This is a genomic window from Cupriavidus sp. 01L415 (assembly GCF_056400065.1).
Genome location: NZ_JBFTSP010000030.1, coordinates 1 through 21277 on the forward strand (window position 1 = coordinate 1; position 21277 = coordinate 21277).

The following is a 21277-nucleotide window of genomic DNA, read 5'->3' on the forward strand; positions in this document are numbered from 1 at the left end:
GGCGAGTTCTACGGCAAGGGCTACCAGGACGTGCAGCACCGCGTGCCGAAGATCGACAATACGATCGAGGAACTGGGCTGGAAGCCGCAGGTGACGATGGAGCAGGCCCTGCGCCGCATCTTCGAGGCTTACCGCGACAAGGTGGTGGAMGCCCGCACGCTGGTCGACGCSGAYAACTGAGCCCGCGACCGGCTCATCCCCTCCGGTTTTGCCGGCGGTCACGCCGGCGCGTCTGCAGGTAGACTATGCCTCGCGCGCCACCCCGCGCGCGAGGTGTCTACTCATCGGAACGCGCCCCCATGCACGCCACCGGCAGGCCCCGCTACCCAGACCGATCGACAGGACGGGAACCCACCCGCTCCCCGCAAGCCTCCCCCCGGCGCCACGGCCCGACAGCCGCCGGGCGCATCATCCCTTCCGCCCTTGCCAGCGCCTTTGGCGTTCTCTTCACGGTTTCATCCCAGGCCCAGGCCCAACCCCAGCTCGCCGACGACGCGACCTTGCCCGACGTGGTGGTCAGCGCCAGCCGCAGCGAGCAGCGCCGCTTTGACGCGCCGGCCGCCGTCGACAGCATTCCCGTCGATCCCTTTACGGCCACATCGCCGCTGGTCAGCCTGTCCGAACTGACGCTGACCGTGCCCGGTATTGCGGTGCGGGATCGGCAGAACTATTCCCAGGATCTTCAGATCGCGGTGCGCGGCTTTGGCAGCCGCTCCACCTTTGGCGTGCGCGGGGTCCGGCTGTTTGTCGATGGCATTCCCGCCACGATGCCGGACGGGCAGGGCCAGGCATCCACGTTCGACCTGGCCAACGCCAGCCGCGTGGAGGTGCTGCGCGGTCCGTTTGCGCAGATGTATGGCAATGCGTCGGGCGGCGTGGTGCAGGTGTTCACGCCAGATCCGCCCAAGTCCGGTTTCACGGGGCGGGCGTCGACGGGCTTCGGCTCCGACGGCCAGTGGCAGGCCGGCGTATCGCTGGCGGGCGGCAACGACAAGCTTGGCGGCGCGCTGGACGCGTGGACCTACCAGACCGATGGTTATCGCGACCACAGTGCCGCGCGCCGCTACCAGCTCAACGCGAAGATCGTGGCCCAGCCGACGACGGCAACGAAGATCACCGGCCAGTTCAACTACTTCAACCAGCCGCTGGCCGAGGACCCGCTCGGGCTGACGCGCGCGCAGGCCGAGGCCAATCCGCGCCAGGCCGTGCCGGCCGCCACGCAGTTCAACACCGGCAAGGAGGTCGAGCAGACCCAGGCCGGCGTGCTGGTGGAGCATCAGTTGACCGATCAGGACAGCCTGAATTTCCGGCTCTACGGCGGCGGGCGGCAGCTTACGCAGCGGCTGGGGTTCAGTGGCGCCGCTCCGAGTTCGGCGGGCGGGATCGTCGACCTGGACCGGACCTACGGGGGCGGCGCGTTGTCGTGGACGCGCAAGATGACCGCAAATGGCCTGCCGCTGCAATGGACCGCGGGGATCGAGGCCAACGGCATGCGCGACGGCCGCCACGGCTATGTCAACGACAACGGCCAGCAGGGCGCGCTGCGGCGCGACGAGACCGACGAGGCCGCCGACTACGGTGCCTTTGCGCAATTCAACTGGTCCGTCGACCCGGCCTGGGAACTGGTCGGCGGGTTGCGCGCGAGCATGGTCCGGCTGCGGATCGATGACCACTTCGTGACGGCGGCCAGCCCGGACGACAGCGGCACCTCCACCTATCACAATGTCAGCCCGGTCCTCGGCGTGGTCTGGCACGCGCACGACACCGTCAACGTCTACGCCAACCTCGGCCGTGGTTTCGAATCGCCGACGCTGACCGAAGTGGCCTACGGCCCCGGCGGGGTGGGATCGAATCTCGGCCTGCAGGCGTCAACCAGCCGGCAGGGCGAGATCGGCGTCAAGTGGCAAGCGGGCGGGCAACGGCTGGAGGCGGCGCTGTTCGATGCCGACAGCCATAGCGAGATCGTGCCGCTTTCCAACGACAACGGCCGGACCGTCTACCAGAACGTGGACGGCGTGCGGCGGCGCGGGCTGGAGCTGGGCTGGCACGGCGTGTTCGGCGCGGCACAGCGGCTGGCGGCGGGGCTGGCCTATACCTACCTCGATGCCTACTTCGGCGAAGCATTCGTCAACGCGCAGGGTGCACCGGTGGCGGCCGGCAACCGGCTGCCCGGCACCGCGCGGCACAGCTTTGGCGCCGAGGTGACCTACCGGCCCTGGGGCCAGTGGATGGTCGGCGTGGAAGCCAAGGCCGACAGCAAGGTCTACGCGGACGATCTCAATACCCAGGCGGCGCCCGGTTACTTCATCGTTAACCTGAAGACGGGCTACACATTCAAGGTGGGCGTCACGCAGCTTTACGTCTTCGGCCGCATCGACAACGTGGCTGACCGGCATTACATCGGATCGGTGATCGTCAACGAGGCCAACGGCCGGTATTTCGAGCCTGCGCCGGGGCGACGGTTCTTCGTGGGCTTGCGGGCCGCGATGTAGACGCCACCGCCGTTGCCCGGCCATCCCGAACCGATCCCGCCCTGTGACCGACTTGCCATCCGCGCGTGCCCGGCCTAAGGTGGCGGTTTCTTCCGGTACCGCAGACACCGTCATGTCCTCGTCCATGCCCAGCGACCCCAAGCTACGCATCATGCTGTGGGTGGTCGCCGTCGGCTTCTTCATGCAGACGCTCGATTCGACGATCGTCAACACCGCCTTGCCCTCCATGGCGCGCAGCCTCGGCGAAAGCCCGCTGCGCATGCAGTCGGTGATCATCGCCTATTCGCTGACGATGGCCGTGATCATCCCGGCCTCCGGCTGGCTGGCCGACCGCTTCGGCACCCGCACGATTTTCCAGACCGCGATTGGCCTGTTCGTGCTTGGGTCGCTGTTATGCGCATGGGCGCCGACGCTGCCATTCCTGACGGCCGCGCGCGTGGTGCAGGGCGTCGGCGGGGCGATGCTGCTGCCGGTGGGTCGCCTCTCCGTGCTGCGGACGTTTCCGCGCGAGCAATATCTGCAAGCGCTGAGTTTCGTCGCCATCCCCGGCATGATCGGTCCGCTGATCGGCCCGACGCTCGGTGGCTGGCTGACGCAGACCTTCTCGTGGCACTGGATCTTCCTGATCAACGTGCCGGTGGGCATCATCGGCGCGCTCGCCACCATCCGCTACATGCCCAATTCGCGCCTGCCGGGCATGGGTCGGTTCGATCTCGGCGGCTATGCGCTGCTGGCGACGGCCATGGTGACGTTGTCGTTTTCCCTCGACGGGCTGGCGGAGATGGGCTTCCAGCACGCCACGGTGCTGATGCTGCTGATCGGCAGCATGGCCGCGCTGACCGCGTATGTGCTCCACGCCAACAAGCGCCGCCAGCCGCTTTTCTCGCTGAAGCTGTTCCGGATCCATGCCTTCAGCGTGGGCCTGCTCGGCAACCTGTTCGCACGGATCGGCAACGGCGCCATGCCGTTCCTGATCCCGCTGACGCTGCAGGTGAGCCTGGGGTATTCGCCGTTCGATGCCGGCCTGATGATGTTGCCCGTGACCGCCACGGGCATGGCCTCCAAGCGGCTGGCCACGAGCCTGATCGAGCGCTACGGCTACCGGCGCGTGCTGGTGGGCAACACGTTTGCCGTGGGGCTGGTGATGGCATCGTTCGCGCTGATCGCGCCCGGTCGTCCGCTGGCGCTGACGTTGGTCCAGCTGGCGATATTCGGCATGGTGAATTCGATCCAGTTCACGGCGATGAATACGGTGACGCTGAAGGATCTAACGGGAAGCAACGCCAGCAGCGGCAACAGTATGCTGTCGATGGTGCAGATGCTGTCGATGAGCCTGGCAGTGACGAGCGCCGGGGCGCTACTGACCACGTTCCAGTCCGGCATCGGATCACACCAGATGGACGTCCTGCCCGCGTTTCACGCCACGTTCATCTGCGTGGGGCTGATCACGTCGGCCTCGGCGTGGATCTTCATGCAGCTCGAAGCCGAGCGGGCCACGGAAGCGCCTCGGGCGCAGCCGTCGGAGGAAGTGTAGGCAGGGCAGGTGCGGCGGCTATTCGCTCCGCTCTCCCATCCAATGCGAGAGCGGAGAAAACCGTGAGGCCTTTTACCTCGCCATCAGCTCGCAGAACCACGCGATATCGACATTGCCGCCGCTGACGATCACGCCAACGCGCTTGCCCTTGAGCGCGTCCTTCATCTGCATCGCGGCGGCCAGGCCCAGGGCGCCAGTCGGTTCCACGATCATCTTCATGCGTTCGGCGAAGAAGCGCATCGCTGTCACGAGCTGCGCGTCCGTTGCGGTGAGGATGTCGGTGACATCGCGCTTGATGATGCCGAACGTGTAGTTGCCCAGGTGCTGCGTCTGCGCGCCGTCGGCGATCGTCTTCGGCGTGTCCATATGGACGATCGAGCCGCTGCGCAACGATTGCTGGCCGTCATTGCCGGCCTCGGGCTCGACGCCATAGAGCTGGCATTGCGGGGCCAGCGCACGCGTGGTCAGCGCGGTGCCCGAGAGCAGGCCGCCACCGCCGAGCGGCACGAACAGCGCGTCGAGCGCGCCCACTTCCTCGAACAGTTCCTTTGCGGCGGTGCCCTGGCCGGTCAGCACGTCCGGGTGGTCGTACGGTGGGATCAGCGTCATGCCGTGCTTTTCGGCCAGATCGCGGCCGATGGCTTCGCGATCTTCCTTGTAGCGGTCATAGATCACCACGTTGGCGCCGTAGCCCTTGGTGGCCGCCACCTTGGCAGCCGGCGCGTCGTGCGGCATCACGATCGTGGCTGGCATGCCCAGCAGCTTTGCGGAGAGTGCGATGCCTTGTGCATGGTTGCCCGAAGAGAACGCGACCACGCCGCCCTTGCGCTGCTCAGGCGTGAACTTCGACAAGGCATTGAAAGCGCCACGGAACTTGAAGGCGCCCATGCGCTGGAAGTTCTCGCATTTGATGAAGACTTCGGCGCCGAGCATGTCGTTGAGCGTGCGAGATGTGTTCACCGGGGTGCGGTTGGCATAGCCTTCAAGGCGCTTTGCGGCGGCTTCGACGTCGGCGTAGGTGGGCAGTTGCAAGGTCGTCATGGCAAGAGGGCAAGTGGAGAGAGGAGGGATTCGATCGGATTACCAAGGCCAGGCCAGGCGCGTGCCGGCGCCGTCGGCGATGGCCCGTTCGTGGAGAAAGCGGGCGACGGTCAGGTCCTGGAGCGCCAGGCCGGTCATGTCGAAAACGGTAATGTCCGTGGGCTGGCGATCGATCGTCGCCCGGGCCGTCAACAGGTCGCCGATCTCGGTGCAGGGCAGTTCCGGCGCCCACTGGCATTCGCCGATCCGGCGCGCCTGCTCGCGGTCGTCGACAAAGACTTTCGCGCGCGCCAGCAGTCCCTGAGGCAACTCGCGCTTGCCGTCGGTATCGGCGCCCACACAGTTCAGGTGCGTGCCGGGCTGCACGGCTTGCGCGTCAAACAACGGGCCGCCGCCCGGGGTGGCGGTAATGATCACGTCGCTGTCCGCCACGGCCGCATTGCGGTCGGTGGCCAGCGCAATCTCGCACTGGCCGCTGAATGCGGCTTCGAACTCCGGATGGCGGACACCCTGCGAGCTGACATAGCGCACGTGCTTCAGTGCGGGCAGCATCCGCAAGGCATAGGCCACCTGGATGCGCGCTTGCACGCCGGTGCCGAACACGCAGAGCCGCGCGCTGTCGGGACGCGCCAGTTCCGCGAGCCCGACGCCACCGGCCGCGCCGGTACGTGCCGTGGTGATGGCGTTGCCATCGAGGATGCAGACCGGTCGGCCCGTGGCCGGGTCCACCAGCATGATCGTGGCCTGATGCGTGTCCCCGCCAAGGGTGCGATTGCCGGGCCAGAAACCGGCGGCCTTGAAGCCGAGCAGGTTCTGCTTGCCGACGTCGCCAGCCTTGATGCCGAAGACACCGCCCGTGGCCAGCTTCTCGCGGATCACGGGAAACACGCGGCCTTCGCGATGGCTATGCAGCACGAAGGCCTCGCGCACGGCGGCGAGTACGTCATCGGGTTGGAGCGCCGCCTCGACGGCGTGTTTGTCGAGCAGCAGGAGTTGGGCGTCAGCGGGCATAGCTGTAGACCGATGCGCGCGACACGCCGAGATGTGCCGCGACGGTTTCCATGGCGCGTCGCACATCAAGCAGGCCGGATGCCTTCAGCTCGCCGAGCAAGGCTCGCCGGTCCTCGGTCTTGAGTGAGCGCGGGGTGGTGGCCAGCCGGGCGGCAAATTCATCGATGCGCGCCCGGATGGCGTCGGTGCCGGCGGGGTCGAGTGTTTCCCTTGGTCCCTCGGTGGCGGTTTGCACAAACTGCCCCATGGCCACCTGCAGGCTGCGGAACAGCGTCAGATCCACATTCATGCACAACGCGGCGATATAGCGGCCGCTGCTGTCCTTGATGCCGATCGACGTGCTCTTGGCCTGCCGGCCATCGGCAAACTGGTTGGCGTAATTGGTGAGTATTTGAGGGAAGTCCGGATCGGTGATGCGCGCCTGCCCGATCTCGGTGGTGGGTTCCCCTACGGCACGGCCCGACAGGTTGTTGTGGATGGCGAGAATCGACTGCTCGGGTTCCAGCAGGTCGTGCACCACGACCTCGCAGAACGGCGCAAACGTCTGGCCGAGGCCGTCGGCGATCTGGTTGATCTGTTCGAGCAGGAGGCGCTGCTCAGCGGTCCGTTGTGGCATGGGATCTGACATGCAGGAGGAAGGCGTTTGAGCATTTTGTAAATAAATAGACAAAATGTCAAGGTGGGTGAGGAGGGCGAAATTCCCCCTGGCGTTTTGGCTGTGCTGGCGTCGGCACACGGTGTTGGGGGGAAAGCGGACGTGCTACGCGAGCGCCTTTTCTGCGGTTCGGGCTGTCTCTGCGATCATCTTGCGCAGCCAGGCGTGACCCACGTCGTGGTCGTCGCGGCCATGCCAAACCGCGCGCATGGTCTCGGTTCCAGCCTGGTACGGCGGCTGCCGGCGAATCAGGTCGCCGCTTTTTATCAGCGCCATGGCCAGGGACGCGGGCACGATGGACAGCATGTCTGTATCACGAAGCAACGCCGGAATGGCGAGCGAGTGCGGGACGGTGACTCTCAACCGAGGCATCTCCTCCGACTGAAGGAAAGCCGTCTCCAACGCCCGCCGGTCGAACATCTCCGACTGGCGCGCGAGGCCGCGCTCGACGATGAACCCGCCTACCGCGCCTTCCTCCTGCCCGCCGACGGACAGGGTGACAAGCGGGTACTTGGCGAGGTCGCGGAGTGTGAGCTTCCGGCGGGAAGCGGGATGTCCCTTCCACATCAGGATGGACTCTCCCTGGGACATCAGCGTTTGCGAGTTCAGGCGAGGTGGAACCTGAGAAAAGATGCCGATGGCAAGATCGATGCGTCCCAGGTCGATCTGCTCGGCCAGGTCCAGCCGCGTGGACGGCCGGATAACGAGGTCGACTCCCGGGGCAGCCTTTTGCAGCGCGCGGGACAAGGGCGCAACGATCACTTCAGTGACGTGATCGTTCGCCGCGATGACGAATCGCCGCCGGGATTGATCAGGAGAAAACGGCTCCACGCCCAAGGCGCCCTCGATGCGGCGCAGTGAGTCCAACAGGGTTGGCGCCATCGCCGTTGCACGGCCGGTCGGCACCATGCCCTTGCCCATGCGCATGAACAGCTCGTCGCCAACCAGCTCGCGCAGCCTTCGGAGCGCGTGGCTGACCGCCGATTGCGTGAGATTGAGGCGCTTGCCCGCCAGAATCAGATTGCGCTCCTCGTAGACGGCCTCGAACACTTTCAACAGGTTCAGGTCCGTGCGGCCGATGCTCATGTTCGCGCTCCGTTCATTGAATCCCATGCATTATGCAATTGCATAGACATCAATTCCATTCAATTCAGGGTTGACGCATGATGATGTCCAACCATTGGGCAGGAAAGGACACCATGACGGCCGAACACCTCAACAACGATCGAGAAGCGCTGATCGAGCGCTGCATCCCCTTCCTTGAGGAAGTGAAGGACCTGACCGCTGGCACCGCGGTCGAGCACTGGCTAAACCAGAAGTACGGGCCTGACAGCGAGCTCTACCAAACCTTGTCTCGCCTGGTAAGGAAGGGCGTGGAGGACGGCTGGGCAGCCAATATCAAGATCGAAGGCTCAACCTACCGCCGCAGTCGCATCTCAGAGCCCTCCGAGCGCACGCTCCACTTCAGCATCACCGCTGTGTACATGGATAGCACCGGCAACAAGCAAGGGCATCCCGACCATCGATTCCGAGGGCAATACCACGGTCATCCCTATGGCGAGTTCAACATGGTCGTCCCACTGGATCCAGGTGCCGTCCTGAACGGGCCGAATGGCTGGTGTTCTGAAGGCTGGACCGCCCCGGCGCCGGGCAGCCATCACTATCCGGAAGCGAAGGGCGGCGCCGTGATCGCGCTGTTCTTCCTGCCTTCTGGTCGGATTTCCTACCATGAGGTCCCGCAGGAGTAGCCCATGACTCAGACAGCAATGGAATGGTCTCAGGAGGCGGTCGCGAGATGCGTCGCAGGCGTCGTAAATGCCCGGCGGTCGGTTCGCGCCTTCAGGCCTGAGCCGCTGCGCCGGGAACTCGTGGAACAGATCCTGGAGGAGGCTGCGACCGCCCCAAGCGGGGCCAACATTCAGCCCTGGCGGGTGTATGTGGTCAGCGGCGCAGTCAAGGATGAATTGGCTGACATCCTGGTGGCCGCCCACCGCGCCGGGACCGCACCCGCACCGGCCCATTTTCCTGAGCCGTTGCCGGACGTATTCCGCACGAGACTCACTGACTTCGGGGCGCGTTACTACACTTCGCTCGGGATCGACCGCGGCGACACCCCGGCGCGCATGCGCCAGACCGAGCGGAATTTCTCATTCTTCGGCGCGCCGGTGGGTCTCATCATCACCATCGACCGCAGACTGAAGCCGCACAGCTGGATCGACATCGGCCTGTTCGCGCAGAACCTGATGATCGCGGCGAAAGCGCGCGGTATCGACACCTGCCCGCAGGTTGCCTTCGCACCGTTTCATGACCTGATCGCATCGCATCTGCACATGCCACCGGAGGAAATCACCGCCTTCGGTATATCCATGGGATACGGAGACCCGGAAGCCAGGGTGAATCAGACAAGGATGCCGCGGGAGCGCGTGCAGGACTTCGCGCGCATCCTGGGGTTTCCCGCCATATCGCCATTTCCACTCGCTGACTGATCCCAGGTTTCACTGCAGGTATCAAGATGATCCAAGCTTTCAAATTCGAAGAGCCGGGTAGCAAAATGAATGCTGTTTTCAAGCTGTTGTTGCTGTTAGCCATCAACATTGCCCTCGGCTCCTTGCCTCTCCTTGCGGCGACCGCATCCGATGCCGTCAATCAGGCAGCGCCTGCCGAGAGCGCTACGCCAGACGATTATTTTCATACTGGTGCAGGCGCGAGATATCTGCGCCGCGCCGACGCGGATATTGTCGCGAAATCCTTGCGCGGCAATATCACCGTCCTGATGGGATCCGGCGGAAACATCACTGTTCTTTCCGGCAAGGAAGGAAAATTCCTGGTTGACGCCGGAATCAGCAAGTCACAGAAGAAACTACAGGCGGCGCTCGAAGAAATTGGAGCGGGACCGCTCAGGTATGTGGTGAATACCCATTGGCACTGGGATCATACGGACGGCAATGCCTGGATGCATGCGGCGGGCGCCACGATCGTCGCGCAAGAAAATACTTTCAGGCATTTGACCGAAAGGACGCATGTGAATGCGTGGAACTGGACTTTCGATCCGGTGCCGGAAGCAGCGCGCCCCACACTGCTGGTCCATGACGAGAAGACATTCAGCTTTGCGGGAACCCCGGTCGAAGTGGAGAACTTCGGCCACGGCCATACTGACGGAGACCTGTGGGTCTACTTCAAGAAGGCGGATGTATTGGCGCTCGGCGATACCTTCTGGAACGGGATTTATCCGTATATCGATAATGAAGATGGCGGCAGTATCGACGGCGCGATTCAATGGGCCAACAAGGCAGTGGCACGGACGACCGACCACACCATCGTCATTCCCGGTCACGGGGCGGTAGGCACGCGGACCCAACTGATTGAGTTTCGCGACATGCTGGTCACGGTGCGCAACAACGTGGCCGCGCTGAAAAAACAAGGCAAGTCGCTTGACGAGATCATCGCCGCCAAGCCAACTGCCGCCTTCGACGCCAAATGGGGAAATTTCGTATTCAGCGGCGAACAATTTACAAAAATGGTCTACACCGGTTTGTAGCCTGCCATCGCATGGTTTAAGCCACCTCCGCCACTCGAATCTCCACCAGCAGTTTCTTCAACTCCGGCACGCACGATCCGCAGTTGCCGCCGGCTTTCACGCACGCCGTGATTTCCGCCGGGGTCTTGAGGTCGTGCTCGCGCACGGCGTCGCAGATCGTGTTGCGGCCCACGCCAAAGCAGGAGCAGACGGTGGGACCGGCGTCGGCGCCTTTCTCCATCGGCTGGCCCAGCAGCAGGCCGATGCGGTCGCTGTCTTCCAGGCGGCCCTGGCTGAATAGCTGCGACAGCCAGGCGCGCGAGGGCAGGTCCGTGCGCGTGGAGACGAATACGCAGGCCACCAGCCTGTCGTCGACCACGTAGCCCGCGTGATAGACGCCCGCGGTGCGGTCTTCGTATTCGAGCCAGTCGGCGTCGGCATCGTGCACGCCCAGCAGTTCGCGTGCCCATGCCGAGCGATCGGCGATGGCTTCGCGGCCCGCGAATTCGTAGCGCTGGAACTGCTTGCCCTGGACGCGCGTCCAGTACGTCAGGGCGTCGGCGGGCAGGTCGTTGCGGCTCAGCACAAAGCCATGCCACGACACGCGGAACTCCTCCACGCGGACCGGGGTGTGCTTGAACTCGGGTTCGCCGGAAACCGGATCGACCGCCGGGTTCACCAGCGCACCGACCCGCGCGTCGGAGCTGAACTGGCCGTTCCAGTGAATGGGCACGAACACGCTGCCGCGCGGGATGCCGCCGCCAAATCGCACGCGGGCGACCATCGCCCCCCAGCGGCTGCTGATGCGGGCGAGCTTGCCTTCGCCCACGCCGCAGAGCAGCGCGTCTTGCGGGTGCATGTCGACGAACGGCTCGGGCAGGTGGTCCGACAGTCGCGCGGCCTTGCCGGTGCGCGTCATGGTGTGCCACTGGTCACGCACGCGGCCCGTGTTGAGGATCAGCGGAAAGTCATCGTCGGCAGCATTGGCGGGCGCGCGCGGGGCGGTGGCGATAAAGCGTGCGCGGCCGTCCGGATGCGCATAGCGTCCGTCCAGGAACAGGCGCTGCGTGCCTTCGGGCGTGGCCGGCCGGACGGGCCACTGGACCGGTTCCAGCCCGTCATACGCATCCTTGCCGAGGCCGGCCAGGCCGCTGATGTCGAACGCGCGCGGCGCGTGACCTTCGGTGTCGTCGCCATTGCGCCATGCGCTCAGGCGCGCGTGTTCGTCGAAGATTTCGTGCTGGCCGGCGTAATCGAAGCCGTCAAAGCCCATGCGGCGCGCCACGTCGCACAGGATCGCCCAGTCGGCGCGGGCCTCGCCCGGTGCCGGCAGGAACGCGCGCTGCCGCGAAATCCGGCGCTCCGTGTTGGTGACCGTGCCGTCTTTCTCGCCCCAGCCCAGCGCCGGCAGCAGGATGTGGGCGGCATCGTTGGTGTCGGTGCGCGTGACGATGTCCGAGGTCACCACCAGTTCGCACTTGGCCAGCGCCCGGCGGGCCTGATCGGCGTCGGGCAGGCTGACCACCGGATTGGTGGCGATGACCCACACGGCCTTGACCTTGCCCTGCTCGATGGCTTCGAACAGATCCACGGCTTTCAGGCCCGGCTTGTCGGCCATCGCCGGCGACTGCCAGAAGTCCTGCACGATATCGCGATGGACCGGATTGGCCAGTTCCATATGCGCGGCCAGCATGTTGGCCAGGCCGCCGACTTCGCGTCCGCCCATGGCGTTGGGCTGCCCGGTCAGCGAGAACGGGCCCATGCCCGGCTTGCCGATGCGGCCCGTGAGCAGGTGGCAGTTGATGATGCTGTTGACCTTGTCGGTGCCCGACGAGGACTGGTTCACGCCCATCGAGAACGCCGTCACGGCGCGCGGCGTGGCGGCAAACAGTGCGTAGAAGGCCTGCACGTCCTGCGGATCGAGCTTGCAGTCGCGGGCAATGGCGGCGATGTCCGCGCCGCCGGCTTCGGCCACGGCAAGGGTCTCTTCCATGCCCGCCGTATGGGCGGCGACGAATGCGGTGTCGACAGCGCCTTCGCGCGCGAGGTAGCTGAGCAGGCCATTGAACAGCCGCACATCGGTGCCGGCGCGCAGCGGCAGATGCAGGTCCGCCAGTTCGCAGGTGGCGGTGCGGCGCGGGTCGATCGCCACGATCTTCATCTCCGGCCGCGCTTCCTTGGCGCGCGTCAGGCGCTGGAACAGGATCGGGTGGCACCACGCGGTGTTGGAGCCCACCAGCACCACCAGGTCCGCCTGCTCGAGGTCCTCGTAGCTGCACGGGACGAGGTCTTCGCCAAACGCGCGCTTGTGGCCGGCCACCGCCGACGACATGCACAGGCGCGAGTTGGTATCGATATTGGCCGTGCCGATGAAGCCCTTCATCAGCTTGTTGGCGATGTAGTAGTCCTCGGTCAGGATCTGGCCGGACACGTACAGCGCCACGGCGTCGGGGCCGTGCTTCGCGATGATGTCCGTGAAGCCGGCGGCCACCTTGTCGAGGGCGTCATCCCAGCTCACGCGGTGCAGCTGGCCATCGGCGTTGCGCACCTGCGGGTGCAGCAGGCGGCCGTTCAGGTCGACGGTTTCCCCAAGGGCGGAGCCCTTGACGCAGAGCCGGCCGAAGTTCGATGCGTGGTCGGCGTCGCCGCTGACCTCGACCTGGCCGTCCGCGCGCACGGTGGCGCGCACGCCGCAGCCGACGCCGCAGTAGGGGCAGGTCGTCGCGGTCGTCTTGGTGGGGGTGGCGGATACCACCGCAATATCGGACAGGTTCACGGAATTCTCTCGGTCGGTGGCGGCTGGACGGATCGGTCAGGCCGCCAGGGCCTCACATTGCGCCCTGCCAAACAGCAGGCGCTGGCGTAGCGCGGCGATGGGCTTGCCCGTCTGGATCAGGTCGAAGTACCACGGGCCGTCCTGCACATCGCCATACAGTACCGCGCCGACCAGCCGGCCGTCCTGCAGCACCAGCCGCTTGTAGACGCCACGGCGCGGATCGCGCAGGACCAGATCCTCGCTGTCTTCGCTGCCGATGAAATCCCCGGCGGAATACAGGTCGACCCCGGTTACCTTGAGCTTCGTGGCCGTGGCCTGCTGTATGTAGCGGCGATGGCCCGCACCAGCGAGGTGCGCCGCGCAGACCCGCGCCTGATCCCAGATCGGGGCCACCAGGCCGAAGGTGGCCTGGCGATGCTGCACGCATTCGCCCACGGCGTAGATGCGCGGATCGAAGGTCTGGAGCGTGTCGTCGACGACGATCGCGCGCTCGCAACGCAGGCCGGCGCCGGCGGCCAGTTCGATATTGGGGCGCACGCCTGCGGTCATCACGACCAGGTCCGCCGGAATCTGGCTGCCGTCCTTGAACAGCACGCCGGTCACGCGGTCTTCGCCAAGGAGGCCGGCGGTCTGCGCACCCAGCAGGAAGCGCAGGCCCTTGCGCTCCAGCGCCACCTTCAAGAGGGCGGCGGCGGGCTTGTCGAGCTGGCGCTCCATCAGGCTGTCGGCGAGGTGCACCACGGTGACGTCCATGCCCTGGCGCAGCAGGCCGTTGGCGGCTTCCAGGCCCAGCAGGCCGCCGCCGATCACCACGGCGTGGCGATGGTTGCGCGCCGCGTGCAGCATCGTCTCCACGTCCTGGATGTCCCGGAACGCGATCACGCCGTCCAGCGTGTGGCCCGGCACCGGCAGGATGAACGGCTTGGAACCGGTGGCCAGCAGCAGGCGGTCGTAGCGGACTTCCTTGCCCGAGGCGGCGCGCACGATCCGGCGCGGACGGTCGATGGCAATGACGGGGTCGCCGGCCAGCAGCTCGATGCCGTGCTGGACGTACCAGTCGCGGGTGTTGAGCATGATGTCGTCGACGGTCTTTTCGCCGGCCAGCACCGGAGAGAGCAGGATGCGGTTGTAGTTGCCGTGCGGCTCGGCGCCGAACACCGTGATGTCGTACAGGTCCGGCGCCAGCTTCAGCAGTTCCTCGACCGTGCGCATGCCGGCCATGCCATTGCCGACGACGACCAGTCGGGGTTTGGCGTGGGAGGTGGCGGGGGGCGTCATGGTGTCTCCGTGTTCGCGTGGGCGAGGATCGTTTCGTGATGCGTGGGTCAGGCCGCGAGTTCTTCCTCGGCCTCGCGGTTGACCACCGTGGCGGCTACCCAGACCTTGCCGTCGTAGACGCGGGCGGCGTAGGCATCGACCGAGTTTTCCGGGGCTTCCAGGCACTCGCCGGTGCGCAGGTCGAAGTGGTGCTTGTAGATCGGCGAGGCCACCACGATGCGGTCGCCGAGGTTGCCGACCAGGCCGCGCGAGAGCACGGAGGCCTGCGAGTTCGGATCGAAATTGGCGATGGCGTAGACGTCTTCGCCGCGGCCGAGGCGGAAGACCGCCACTTGCGTCTTGTCGACCAGTGCGCAGACACCAGTATTGGGCACGATATCGCGCAAGGTGCAGATTGCGGTCCAGGTTTCGGGATGGTGGGCTTGGCTCATCACGTTCTCCATTGAATCAGGCTGCTTTTGCGGGCACGGCAACCACGGGGATGTGGCTCAGGCGGGAGCGCTGCAAGTTTCGTTCCTCCGGCGTGGCGGGGCGGATCTGACCGCGCTCCTCCAGGAACACCAGGTTGTCGTCGCGCAGGTCGCTGTTGACGAAGTGGCGGAAGCGCTTGCGGGTCTCCGGGTCGGTGACGGCCTTCTTCCACTCGTCCTCGTAGGTATCCACCACGTGCTGCATTTCGGCTTCCAGCTCGGCGCCCACGCCCAGCTTGTCGTCGATCACCACCGACTTCAGGTAGTCCAGGCCGCCTTCGAGGTTGTCGCGCCACGTGCTGGTGCGTTGCAGGCGGTCGGCGGTGCGGATGTAGAACATCAGGAAGCGGTCGATGTAGCGGATCAGCGTGTCGTGGTCCAGGTCGCCGGCCAGTAGTTCGGCGTGGCGGGGCTTCATGCCGCCGTTGCCGCAGACGTAGAGGTTCCAGCCCTTTTCCGTGGCGATGATGCCGACGTCCTTGCCCTGTGCCTCCGCGCATTCGCGCGTGCAGCCGGAGACGCCGAACTTGATCTTGTGGGGCGCGCGCAGGCCCTTGTAGCGGTTCTCGATCTCAATGGCCAGGCCGACCGAATCGTCCACGCCGTAGCGGCACCACGTGGAGCCGACGCATGACTTCACCGTCCGCAGCGACTTGCCGTACGCATGACCGGACTCGAAGCCCGCCGCGATCAGTTCTTCCCAGATCATCGGCAGTTCCTCAAGCCGCGCGCCGAACATGTCAACGCGCGCGCCGCCGGTGATCTTGGTGTACAGGCCGTACTTCTTGGCGACCTGGCCCACGGCGATCAGGCCGTCGGGCGTGACTTCGCCGCCCGGCATGCGCGGTACCACGGAGTAGGTGCCGTCCTTCTGGATGTTGGCCAGGAAGTAGTCGTTGGAGTCCTGCAGGCTGGCGTGATCCTCCTGGAGCACGAATTCGTTCCAGCACGAGGCCAGGATGCTGCCGACGGTCGGCTTGCAGATGTCGCAGCCCATGCCGTTGCCGTGTGCGGCCAGCAGGTCTTCGAACGTCTTGAACTTGCCCACGCGCACCAGGTGATAGAGCTCCTGGCGCGAGTACGGGAAGTGCTCGCAAAGGTGGTTGTTCACCGCCATCCCTTGCTTCTTCATCTCGGCCTTCATGATCTGCGTGACCAGCGGCACGCAGCCACCGCAGGCCGTGCCAGCCTTGGTGCACGACTTGAGCGCGCCGATGCTGGTCGCGCCGTCGCCCACCGCCGCGCAGATCTGGCCCTTGCTGACGTTGTTGCACGAGCAGATCTGGGCAGTGTCGGGCAGCGCGTCGGCACCCAGTGCCGGACGGGCCTTGCCGTCCGAGGACGGCAGGATCAGGAATTCCGGCGATTCCGGCAGCTCGATCCGGTTGAGCATCATCTGCAGCAGCGTGCCGTATTCGGCGGCATCGCCGACCAGCACGCCGCCCAGCAGGTATTTGCCGCAGTCGGACACCACCAGCTTCTTGTAGACCTGCTTGCGCTCGTCGGTGAACTGGTACGAGCGGCTGCCGGGCACATTGCCATGGGGGTCGCCGATGCTGGCCACGTCCACGCCCATCAGCTTGAGCTTGGTGCTCATGTCGGCGCCGTTGAACTCGGCGGCGTCGCCACGCAGATGGCGGGCGGCCACGCGGGCCATGTCGTAGCCGGGGGCGACGAGGCCGTAGATCTTGCCTTGCCACAGCGCGCATTCGCCGATGGCGTAGATGTGCGGATCGGACGTCAGGCAGTTGTTGTCCACGGCCACGCCGCCGCGCTCGCCAATCGTCAGGCCGCTGGCGCGCGCCAGTTCATCGCGCGGACGGATGCCGGCGGAGAACACGATCATGTCCGTGTCCAGGTGCGTGCCGTCCGTGAAGTTCATGCGATGGGTGCCGTCGGTGCCATCGACGATTTCAACGGTGTTCTTGCCGGTGTGGGCCATCACGCCGAGGGCCTCGATCTTCTGGCGCAGCATGCGGCCGCCGCCTTCGTCGACTTGCACCGCCATCAGGCGCGGGGCGAATTCGACCACATGCGTCTCCAGCCCCATGTCGCGCAGCGCCTTGGCGCATTCCAACCCCAGCAGGCCGCCGCCGATCACCACGCCGGTGCGGGCGCGCGCGCCGCATTCCTGCATCGCTTCCAGGTCTTCGATCGTGCGGTAGACGAAGGTGTCCTTGCGGTCCTTGCCGGGCAGCGGCGGCACGAACGGATAGGAGCCGGTAGCGAGGATCAGCTTGTCGTACGACAGCGTCTCGCCGGTGGAGGTGGTCACCGTCTTGGCGGCGGTGTCGATGGCCGTGGCCTTGGCGTTCAGGCGCAGCAGCATGTTGTTGTGCTGCTCGAAGAATCCCGCCGGCACCAGCGACAGGTCTTCGGCGGACTTGCCGGCGAAAAATTCGGACAGGTGAACGCGGTCGTAGGCGGGGCGGGGTTCCTCGCACAGCACCGTCACTTCGAGGTCCTGCGCGCCGGCTTCGGCCAGGCATTCCAGGAACTTGTGGCCGACCATGCCGTGCCCGACGATGATGATCTTCATGGTGCTTTCCTTGTCCGGTCTTTCGGGGGTGTTTCTAGTTGTCAGGGGAAATCAGTTGGCTAGCGCGCTGTCGTACAGCGCTTGCTCGCGGGCCTTGTGCTCGGCGCTGAAACGCACGGCGATGGCGCACAGGGCGGCCACGGTGGCGGCCACGCCCAGGTAGGTCAGCGTCATCCGCAGGTCGCCCAGGCCCTTCATCAGGAAGCCGGCCGCTACCGCGCCCACGTTGCCGCCGGCGCCGATGATCCCGGCCACGCCGCCCAGCGCCTTGCGATCGATGAACGGCACCAGCGCGTAGGTGGCGCCGCAGGCCATGTGCGTGAACAGGCCGAACAGCAGCATCGCGACGATGGCCAGCGTGACGCTGCTGGCTTGCGCGAACCACAGCAGGCCCAGCCCTTCGCCGAGGATGAAGACGAACAGCACCATCGAGCGGGCGTCCAGGCCGCGGCGGCGGGCCACGCGGTCGGAGACATAACCGCCCAGGGCGCGGGCAAACAGGGCCAGCAGGCCGAAGCTCGCGGCGGCCAGGCCGGCGGCCGACAGCGACAGGCCGAAGCGATCGACATAGAAGGTGGCGGCCACGTTGTGGATGAAGATCTCCACGCCGAAGCAGGCGCCGTAGGTGATGAACAGCATCCAGACGCGGTAGTTGGCGCTGGCGGCGCGGAAGCTGGCCCAGCCGCCACCGCCCTTGCCGCCGCTCACGGCGATGCCGCGGGCGCGCAGGTCGGAGAAGTTGCCTTCCGGGCAGTCTTGCGTATAACGCCAGTAGACGACGGCCATGATCAGCATCAGCACGCCCGGCACGATCAGCGCGAGGCGCCAGCCGAGGGCGTGGTCCACGCCGATCATCAGGATGGCGCCCAGTAGCAGCGGCATGGCGGCTTGCGCGGCACCGCCGCCGGCATTGCCCCAGCCGGCGGACGCCGCGTTGGCCGTGCCGACCACGTTAGGGGCGAACATCACCGAGGTGTGGTACTGCGTGATGACGAAGCTCGCGCCCACCGCGCCGATCAGCAGGCGGAAGAACAGGAAGGTTTCATAGTTCTGCGCCATCGCCACGCCCAGCACCGGCAGGGCACCGATGGCCAGCAGGCCGGTGTAGGTCTTGCGCGGGCCGAAGCGGTCGCACATGGGGCCGATCACCAGGCGCACCAGGATCGTCACCGCCACGGCTGCGATGTTGATGTTGGCAATCTGGCCCGGCGTCAGACCGAACTCGCCCTTGAGCACCGGCATCAGCGGCGCGCAGGCGAACCACGCGAAGAAACAGACGAAGAACGCCATCCAGGTCAGGTGGAAGGCGCGCATCTGCGGGGTCTTCAGACTCAGCAGGTCGATCCGTGTGGCTTTTCCGTTCATCCTCGTGCTCCGAAAAACAAAAGGCGTCCCGAGAGGCTGGCAAGGAGGGCCAGTTCTGGGGACGCCGTTGTCCTGACGACAGCTACATGAGATAGCCGTCGTGCTGTGTGGGGTGGGCGGATCGCCGTTGACCGGCCCGCGCTCTATATCGCAAGCGGTGTGCCAGGTCTGGAGGTGGCGGCAAGGACGCCTGAAACGGGGATTTTTTGTGGAAAAGCGGTGCTTGCTGCACGTTTATGCATCATGGTGCGGCGCCAGCTTGGGGCGGCCGCACGGCAATGGTGCAGTGCAATGACGCTGCGCAGTGCGCGGGGTGTGCGTCGACGGCGGTGGCGAATCCGGACGGCGGATGCGTCGACAGCCGTGTTGCGGCTAGTCAGGCGGGGGAGCGAAGCGCGGCAAGTGATGCGGGCCGCATGGTCTGCCAGGGCGCTACTGGCCCCCGTGTCCGCCGTGGCTGTCGGCGGTGGCTGGGGCATCGGTCTGCGTGTCTGGGTGGCCGGCAGGTCGCGCAGCGGGCATGGGGACGGCGAGGAGCCGCATGTCGGACGGCGCGACCGGATCGCCCGCTTCATCCACGAGCGCGGCACGCACCTTGAGCCCGTTCACCCTGGAGCGGACCTCGGCGGGGCCGCAGCCGACGCCAGACAGATGGGCATCGCCCCATTGCATCAGGCCAACGAGGACTGGCAGCAATTCGACCGCCGCGCGGGTGGGGTGGTACTCGAAGCGCTCGCGCTCGCCCGGTTCCTTATAGCTGACGCGACGGAGCACGCCGGCCTCGGTCAGCGTCTTGAGCCGCGCCGACAGCACGGCCGGCGAGCACTGCAGACGCTGGAGGAACTCGTCGAAGCGACGTACACCGGAAAACACGTCGCGCAAGACGAGAATCGTCCACTTCTCGCCGAGCAAGGCGAGCGCGGCAGCGATGGAGCATTGGCTGAGATCGACGGGCGGCGTGGTCGGCATGGTGGTTCCAGCATAGCAGGCTAACTTCATTTGAAAAAGTCAGGGTATCGCCTATACTCCTGACTACAGAAAATGTAGTCAGGAGTGCGTCATGAGTGGTGCAAAGGTCGACAGCAAGGCACAAGCCTCCGTCCGCGAAGAAAGCTGGATGGTCCGTGGTGGTGCACAAGTGACGCTGCGTGCCGTTCAACAGGGCGATGACGCCGGGCTGCGGACTTTCATCGACGCGTTGTCGCGCGAAAGCCGCTATTTCCGCTTCCTGACCGGCGGCCGCATCGCCGACGAGACCATCCGCGGATTTGTGAGCCACCATCCCGGACGCGACGTGGCGCTGGTCGTGACGGCGCAGCATCCCGCTGCCGTCGAGCCGACGATCATCGCCAGCGCAGAGTATGTGGTGGGCGACGACGGTATCGCAGAGTTTGCGGTGGTGGTGGCCGATGACTGGCAGGGCCAGGGCCTGGGCCGCCGGCTGATCCAGCGTCTTCAGCAACTGGCGCGGGCGGCCAACCTGCGCGGGATGCGCGGCGACGTGCTGACCGAGAATCGCCGCATGCTGGCCATCATGCGTGATTGCGGCTTCTCGACCCGTCGCAACCCCGAAGACAATTTGCTGCACGAAGTCGCGCTCACGCTGGCGGACGTCAGCAAGCGCGGCGCCAACCCGGCGAGGCTGCCGAGGGACTGGTTCTCCGCCGCCTGACGCCCGCCAGCTTCCAGCTACCAACTACCGTTATTCCGCCTGCTTCCGGCCTTTTGCAGTGACCGTGCAGCCGATCGACGCAATGATGATGGCGCAGACGGCCACCCACTGGATGGTGGTGAGCTGCTCGTGCAGGAACACAAGCCCGGCCAACGCCCCCATCGCGGGCTCCAGGCTGAGCAGGATGCCGAAGGTACGGCGCGGCAATCGCTTCAGCGCCACCATTTCCAGCGAATAGGGAATCGCGCTGGACATCAGCCCGACCGCCAGCCCCGAGAGCAGCAACGCCGGGGTGAACATCGACGTGCCTGCGTGGGCAAATCCAAACGGAAACGTGACCAGTGCGGCCATCGTCAGGCCCAGCGACGTCGCCTGGCCCCCATGCGCATTGCCAGCCATCTGCCCGAATACGATATAGAGCGCCCAGCCGACGCCTGCCGCCAGCGCGAAGCCGATGCCGACGGGGTCCAGGTGCGTGGCGGCTTCGCCCATCGGCAATAGCAACAACAGTCCGCTCACGGCGCAGCCAATCCACAGGAAGTCGATGGCCCGGCGCGACGACAGGATCGCCACCGCCAGCGGGCCGGTGAATTCGATCGCGATGGCCAGTCCCAGCGGGATCGTGCGCAGCGACATATAGAACAGCAGGTTGGTGGCGCCAAGTGCCGCGCCGTACAGCGCGATGGCCCGCGCGTTGGCCGCCGTCAGCGCGAATCGCCACGGCCGCCAGACGCAGAGCAGGATCAGCGCGGAAAAGCCCACCCGCAGTGCCGTGGTGCCCTGGGCCCCGAGGGCGACAAACAGGCTCTTGGCAAACGAGGTCCCGATGCAGAGTGACGCCATCGATCCGATCAGGGCCAGAACGGCGATCAGCGTATCGCTTTGTTTGATGCGGGTAAGAGGCAAGTCGGTGTCCTGGATGCAGAG

Annotated in this window: 17 protein-coding genes and 1 pseudogene; 7 read left to right on the top strand and 11 right to left on the bottom strand. The window is 65.8% G+C overall.

Annotated features, from left to right (window positions below; all coding sequences use genetic code 11):
• From AC1DOX_RS26225 to mdtD, 3 genes and pseudogenes are all read left to right on the top strand, one after another.
• Positions 1-180, top strand: a pseudogene (locus tag AC1DOX_RS26225) (bifunctional UDP-4-keto-pentose/UDP-xylose synthase); the annotation flags it as partial.
• A gap of 119 nt (positions 181-299) precedes the next feature.
• Entirely contained in the window at positions 300-2492 is a 2193-nt protein-coding gene (locus tag AC1DOX_RS26230; RefSeq protein ID WP_441621353.1) for a TonB-dependent receptor family protein, read from the top strand.
• Between the two features lie 112 nt (positions 2493-2604).
• Complete coding sequence (mdtD, locus tag AC1DOX_RS26235) at positions 2605-4026, top strand: multidrug transporter subunit MdtD (protein ID WP_441621355.1); 1422 nt, start codon at positions 2605-2607, stop codon at positions 4024-4026.
• A gap of 72 nt (positions 4027-4098) precedes the next feature.
• Here the strand turns inward: mdtD and AC1DOX_RS26240 are convergent, their stop codons facing one another.
• From AC1DOX_RS26240 to AC1DOX_RS26255, 4 genes are all read right to left on the bottom strand, one after another.
• Positions 4099-5067: a threo-3-hydroxy-L-aspartate ammonia-lyase gene (locus AC1DOX_RS26240; RefSeq protein ID WP_441621357.1), complete on the bottom strand. Its 969-nt coding sequence runs from the start codon at positions 5065-5067 to the stop codon at positions 4099-4101.
• 39 nt (positions 5068-5106) lie between these two features.
• Positions 5107-6078 (bottom strand): ornithine cyclodeaminase family protein, encoded by a 972-nt coding sequence (locus AC1DOX_RS26245; protein ID WP_441621359.1) that lies wholly within the window; start codon positions 6076-6078, stop codon positions 5107-5109.
• A complete protein-coding gene (locus AC1DOX_RS26250; protein ID WP_092140088.1) occupies positions 6068-6694 on the bottom strand; it encodes a helix-turn-helix transcriptional regulator in 627 nt (208 codons plus the stop codon). Before AC1DOX_RS26250 ends, AC1DOX_RS26245 begins: the two co-directional genes overlap by 11 nt.
• A 144-nt stretch (positions 6695-6838) precedes the next feature.
• Positions 6839-7819 (bottom strand): LysR family transcriptional regulator, encoded by a 981-nt coding sequence (locus AC1DOX_RS26255; protein ID WP_441621362.1) that lies wholly within the window; start codon positions 7817-7819, stop codon positions 6839-6841.
• A 113-nt stretch (positions 7820-7932) separates the two neighbouring features.
• Between AC1DOX_RS26255 and AC1DOX_RS26260 the strand changes: the two genes are divergently transcribed.
• The 3 genes from AC1DOX_RS26260 to AC1DOX_RS26270 are packed head-to-tail and all read left to right on the top strand — an operon-like array spanning position 7933 to position 10271.
• The gene (locus tag AC1DOX_RS26260; protein ID WP_441621486.1) at positions 7933-8481 is read left to right on the top strand and encodes a 4-hydroxylaminobenzoate lyase; all 549 of its coding nucleotides are present in this window, start codon (positions 7933-7935) and stop codon (positions 8479-8481) included.
• A 3-nt stretch (positions 8482-8484) separates the two neighbouring features.
• Positions 8485-9219, top strand: a complete 735-nt coding sequence (locus AC1DOX_RS26265) for a nitroreductase (protein WP_441621364.1) — start codon at positions 8485-8487, stop codon at positions 9217-9219.
• Positions 9220-9245: 26 nt separating this feature from the next.
• Positions 9246-10271: an MBL fold metallo-hydrolase gene (locus AC1DOX_RS26270; protein WP_441621366.1), complete on the top strand. Its 1026-nt coding sequence runs from the start codon at positions 9246-9248 to the stop codon at positions 10269-10271.
• Between the two features lie 16 nt (positions 10272-10287).
• Here the strand turns inward: AC1DOX_RS26270 and AC1DOX_RS26275 are convergent, their stop codons facing one another.
• The 6 genes from AC1DOX_RS26275 to AC1DOX_RS26300 all read right to left on the bottom strand — a co-directional run bounded on the left by AC1DOX_RS26275 (position 10288) and on the right by AC1DOX_RS26300 (position 19647).
• Positions 10288-13026, bottom strand: coding sequence for a molybdopterin-dependent oxidoreductase (locus AC1DOX_RS26275; protein ID WP_441621368.1), 2739 nt, complete (start codon positions 13024-13026; stop codon positions 10288-10290).
• A gap of 36 nt (positions 13027-13062) precedes the next feature.
• Positions 13063-14304 carry an NAD(P)/FAD-dependent oxidoreductase gene (locus AC1DOX_RS26280; protein WP_441621370.1) on the bottom strand — a complete coding sequence of 414 codons (1242 nt, stop codon included), beginning with the start codon at positions 14302-14304 and terminating at the stop codon, positions 13063-13065.
• A gap of 47 nt (positions 14305-14351) precedes the next feature.
• The gene (gene nirD, locus AC1DOX_RS26285; protein ID WP_441621372.1) at positions 14352-14735 is read right to left on the bottom strand and encodes a nitrite reductase small subunit NirD; all 384 of its coding nucleotides are present in this window, start codon (positions 14733-14735) and stop codon (positions 14352-14354) included.
• A 16-nt stretch (positions 14736-14751) separates the two neighbouring features.
• A complete protein-coding gene (gene nirB, locus AC1DOX_RS26290; RefSeq protein ID WP_441621374.1) occupies positions 14752-17313 on the bottom strand; it encodes a nitrite reductase large subunit NirB in 2562 nt (853 codons plus the stop codon).
• Positions 17314-17364: 51 nt separating this feature from the next.
• Positions 17365-18678: an MFS transporter gene (locus AC1DOX_RS26295; protein ID WP_092140110.1), complete on the bottom strand. Its 1314-nt coding sequence runs from the start codon at positions 18676-18678 to the stop codon at positions 17365-17367.
• A 432-nt stretch (positions 18679-19110) separates the two neighbouring features.
• Entirely contained in the window at positions 19111-19647 is a 537-nt protein-coding gene (locus tag AC1DOX_RS26300) for a winged helix-turn-helix transcriptional regulator (RefSeq protein WP_441621376.1), read from the bottom strand.
• A 91-nt stretch (positions 19648-19738) separates the two neighbouring features.
• Here AC1DOX_RS26300 and AC1DOX_RS26305 point away from each other — a divergent pair, with 91 nt between their 5' ends.
• Positions 19739-20350 (top strand): GNAT family N-acetyltransferase, encoded by a 612-nt coding sequence (locus AC1DOX_RS26305; protein ID WP_441621378.1) that lies wholly within the window; start codon positions 19739-19741, stop codon positions 20348-20350.
• Between the two features lie 30 nt (positions 20351-20380).
• Here AC1DOX_RS26305 and AC1DOX_RS26310 read toward each other — a convergent pair whose 3' ends face one another.
• Positions 20381-21256: an EamA family transporter gene (locus AC1DOX_RS26310; protein ID WP_441621380.1), complete on the bottom strand. Its 876-nt coding sequence runs from the start codon at positions 21254-21256 to the stop codon at positions 20381-20383.
• Between the last annotated feature and the right edge of the window lie 21 nt (positions 21257-21277).

What these genes read in the sequence shown, in the direction of transcription:
- AC1DOX_RS26230 (WP_441621353.1), top strand. Translation starts at nt 300, where the DNA reads ATGCACGCCACCGGCAGGCCCCGCTACCCAGACCGATCGACAGGACGG.
- mdtD (WP_441621355.1), top strand. Translation starts at nt 2,605, where the DNA reads ATGTCCTCGTCCATGCCCAGCGACCCCAAGCTACGCATCATGCTGTGG.
- AC1DOX_RS26240 (WP_441621357.1), bottom strand. Translation starts at nt 5,067, where the DNA reads ATGACGACCTTGCAACTGCCCACCTACGCCGACGTCGAAGCCGCCGCA.
- AC1DOX_RS26245 (WP_441621359.1), bottom strand. Translation starts at nt 6,078, where the DNA reads ATGCCCGCTGACGCCCAACTCCTGCTGCTCGACAAACACGCCGTCGAG.
- AC1DOX_RS26250 (WP_092140088.1), bottom strand. Translation starts at nt 6,694, where the DNA reads ATGCCACAACGGACCGCTGAGCAGCGCCTCCTGCTCGAACAGATCAAC.
- AC1DOX_RS26255 (WP_441621362.1), bottom strand. Translation starts at nt 7,819, where the DNA reads ATGAGCATCGGCCGCACGGACCTGAACCTGTTGAAAGTGTTCGAGGCC.
- AC1DOX_RS26260 (WP_441621486.1), top strand. Translation starts at nt 7,933, where the DNA reads ATGACGGCCGAACACCTCAACAACGATCGAGAAGCGCTGATCGAGCGC.
- AC1DOX_RS26265 (WP_441621364.1), top strand. Translation starts at nt 8,485, where the DNA reads ATGACTCAGACAGCAATGGAATGGTCTCAGGAGGCGGTCGCGAGATGC.
- AC1DOX_RS26270 (WP_441621366.1), top strand. Translation starts at nt 9,246, where the DNA reads ATGATCCAAGCTTTCAAATTCGAAGAGCCGGGTAGCAAAATGAATGCT.
- AC1DOX_RS26280 (WP_441621370.1), bottom strand. Translation starts at nt 14,304, where the DNA reads ATGACGCCCCCCGCCACCTCCCACGCCAAACCCCGACTGGTCGTCGTC.
- nirD (WP_441621372.1), bottom strand. Translation starts at nt 14,735, where the DNA reads ATGAGCCAAGCCCACCATCCCGAAACCTGGACCGCAATCTGCACCTTG.
- nirB (WP_441621374.1), bottom strand. Translation starts at nt 17,313, where the DNA reads ATGAAGATCATCATCGTCGGGCACGGCATGGTCGGCCACAAGTTCCTG.
- AC1DOX_RS26295 (WP_092140110.1), bottom strand. Translation starts at nt 18,678, where the DNA reads ATGAACGGAAAAGCCACACGGATCGACCTGCTGAGTCTGAAGACCCCG.
- AC1DOX_RS26300 (WP_441621376.1), bottom strand. Translation starts at nt 19,647, where the DNA reads ATGCCGACCACGCCGCCCGTCGATCTCAGCCAATGCTCCATCGCTGCC.
- AC1DOX_RS26305 (WP_441621378.1), top strand. Translation starts at nt 19,739, where the DNA reads ATGAGTGGTGCAAAGGTCGACAGCAAGGCACAAGCCTCCGTCCGCGAA.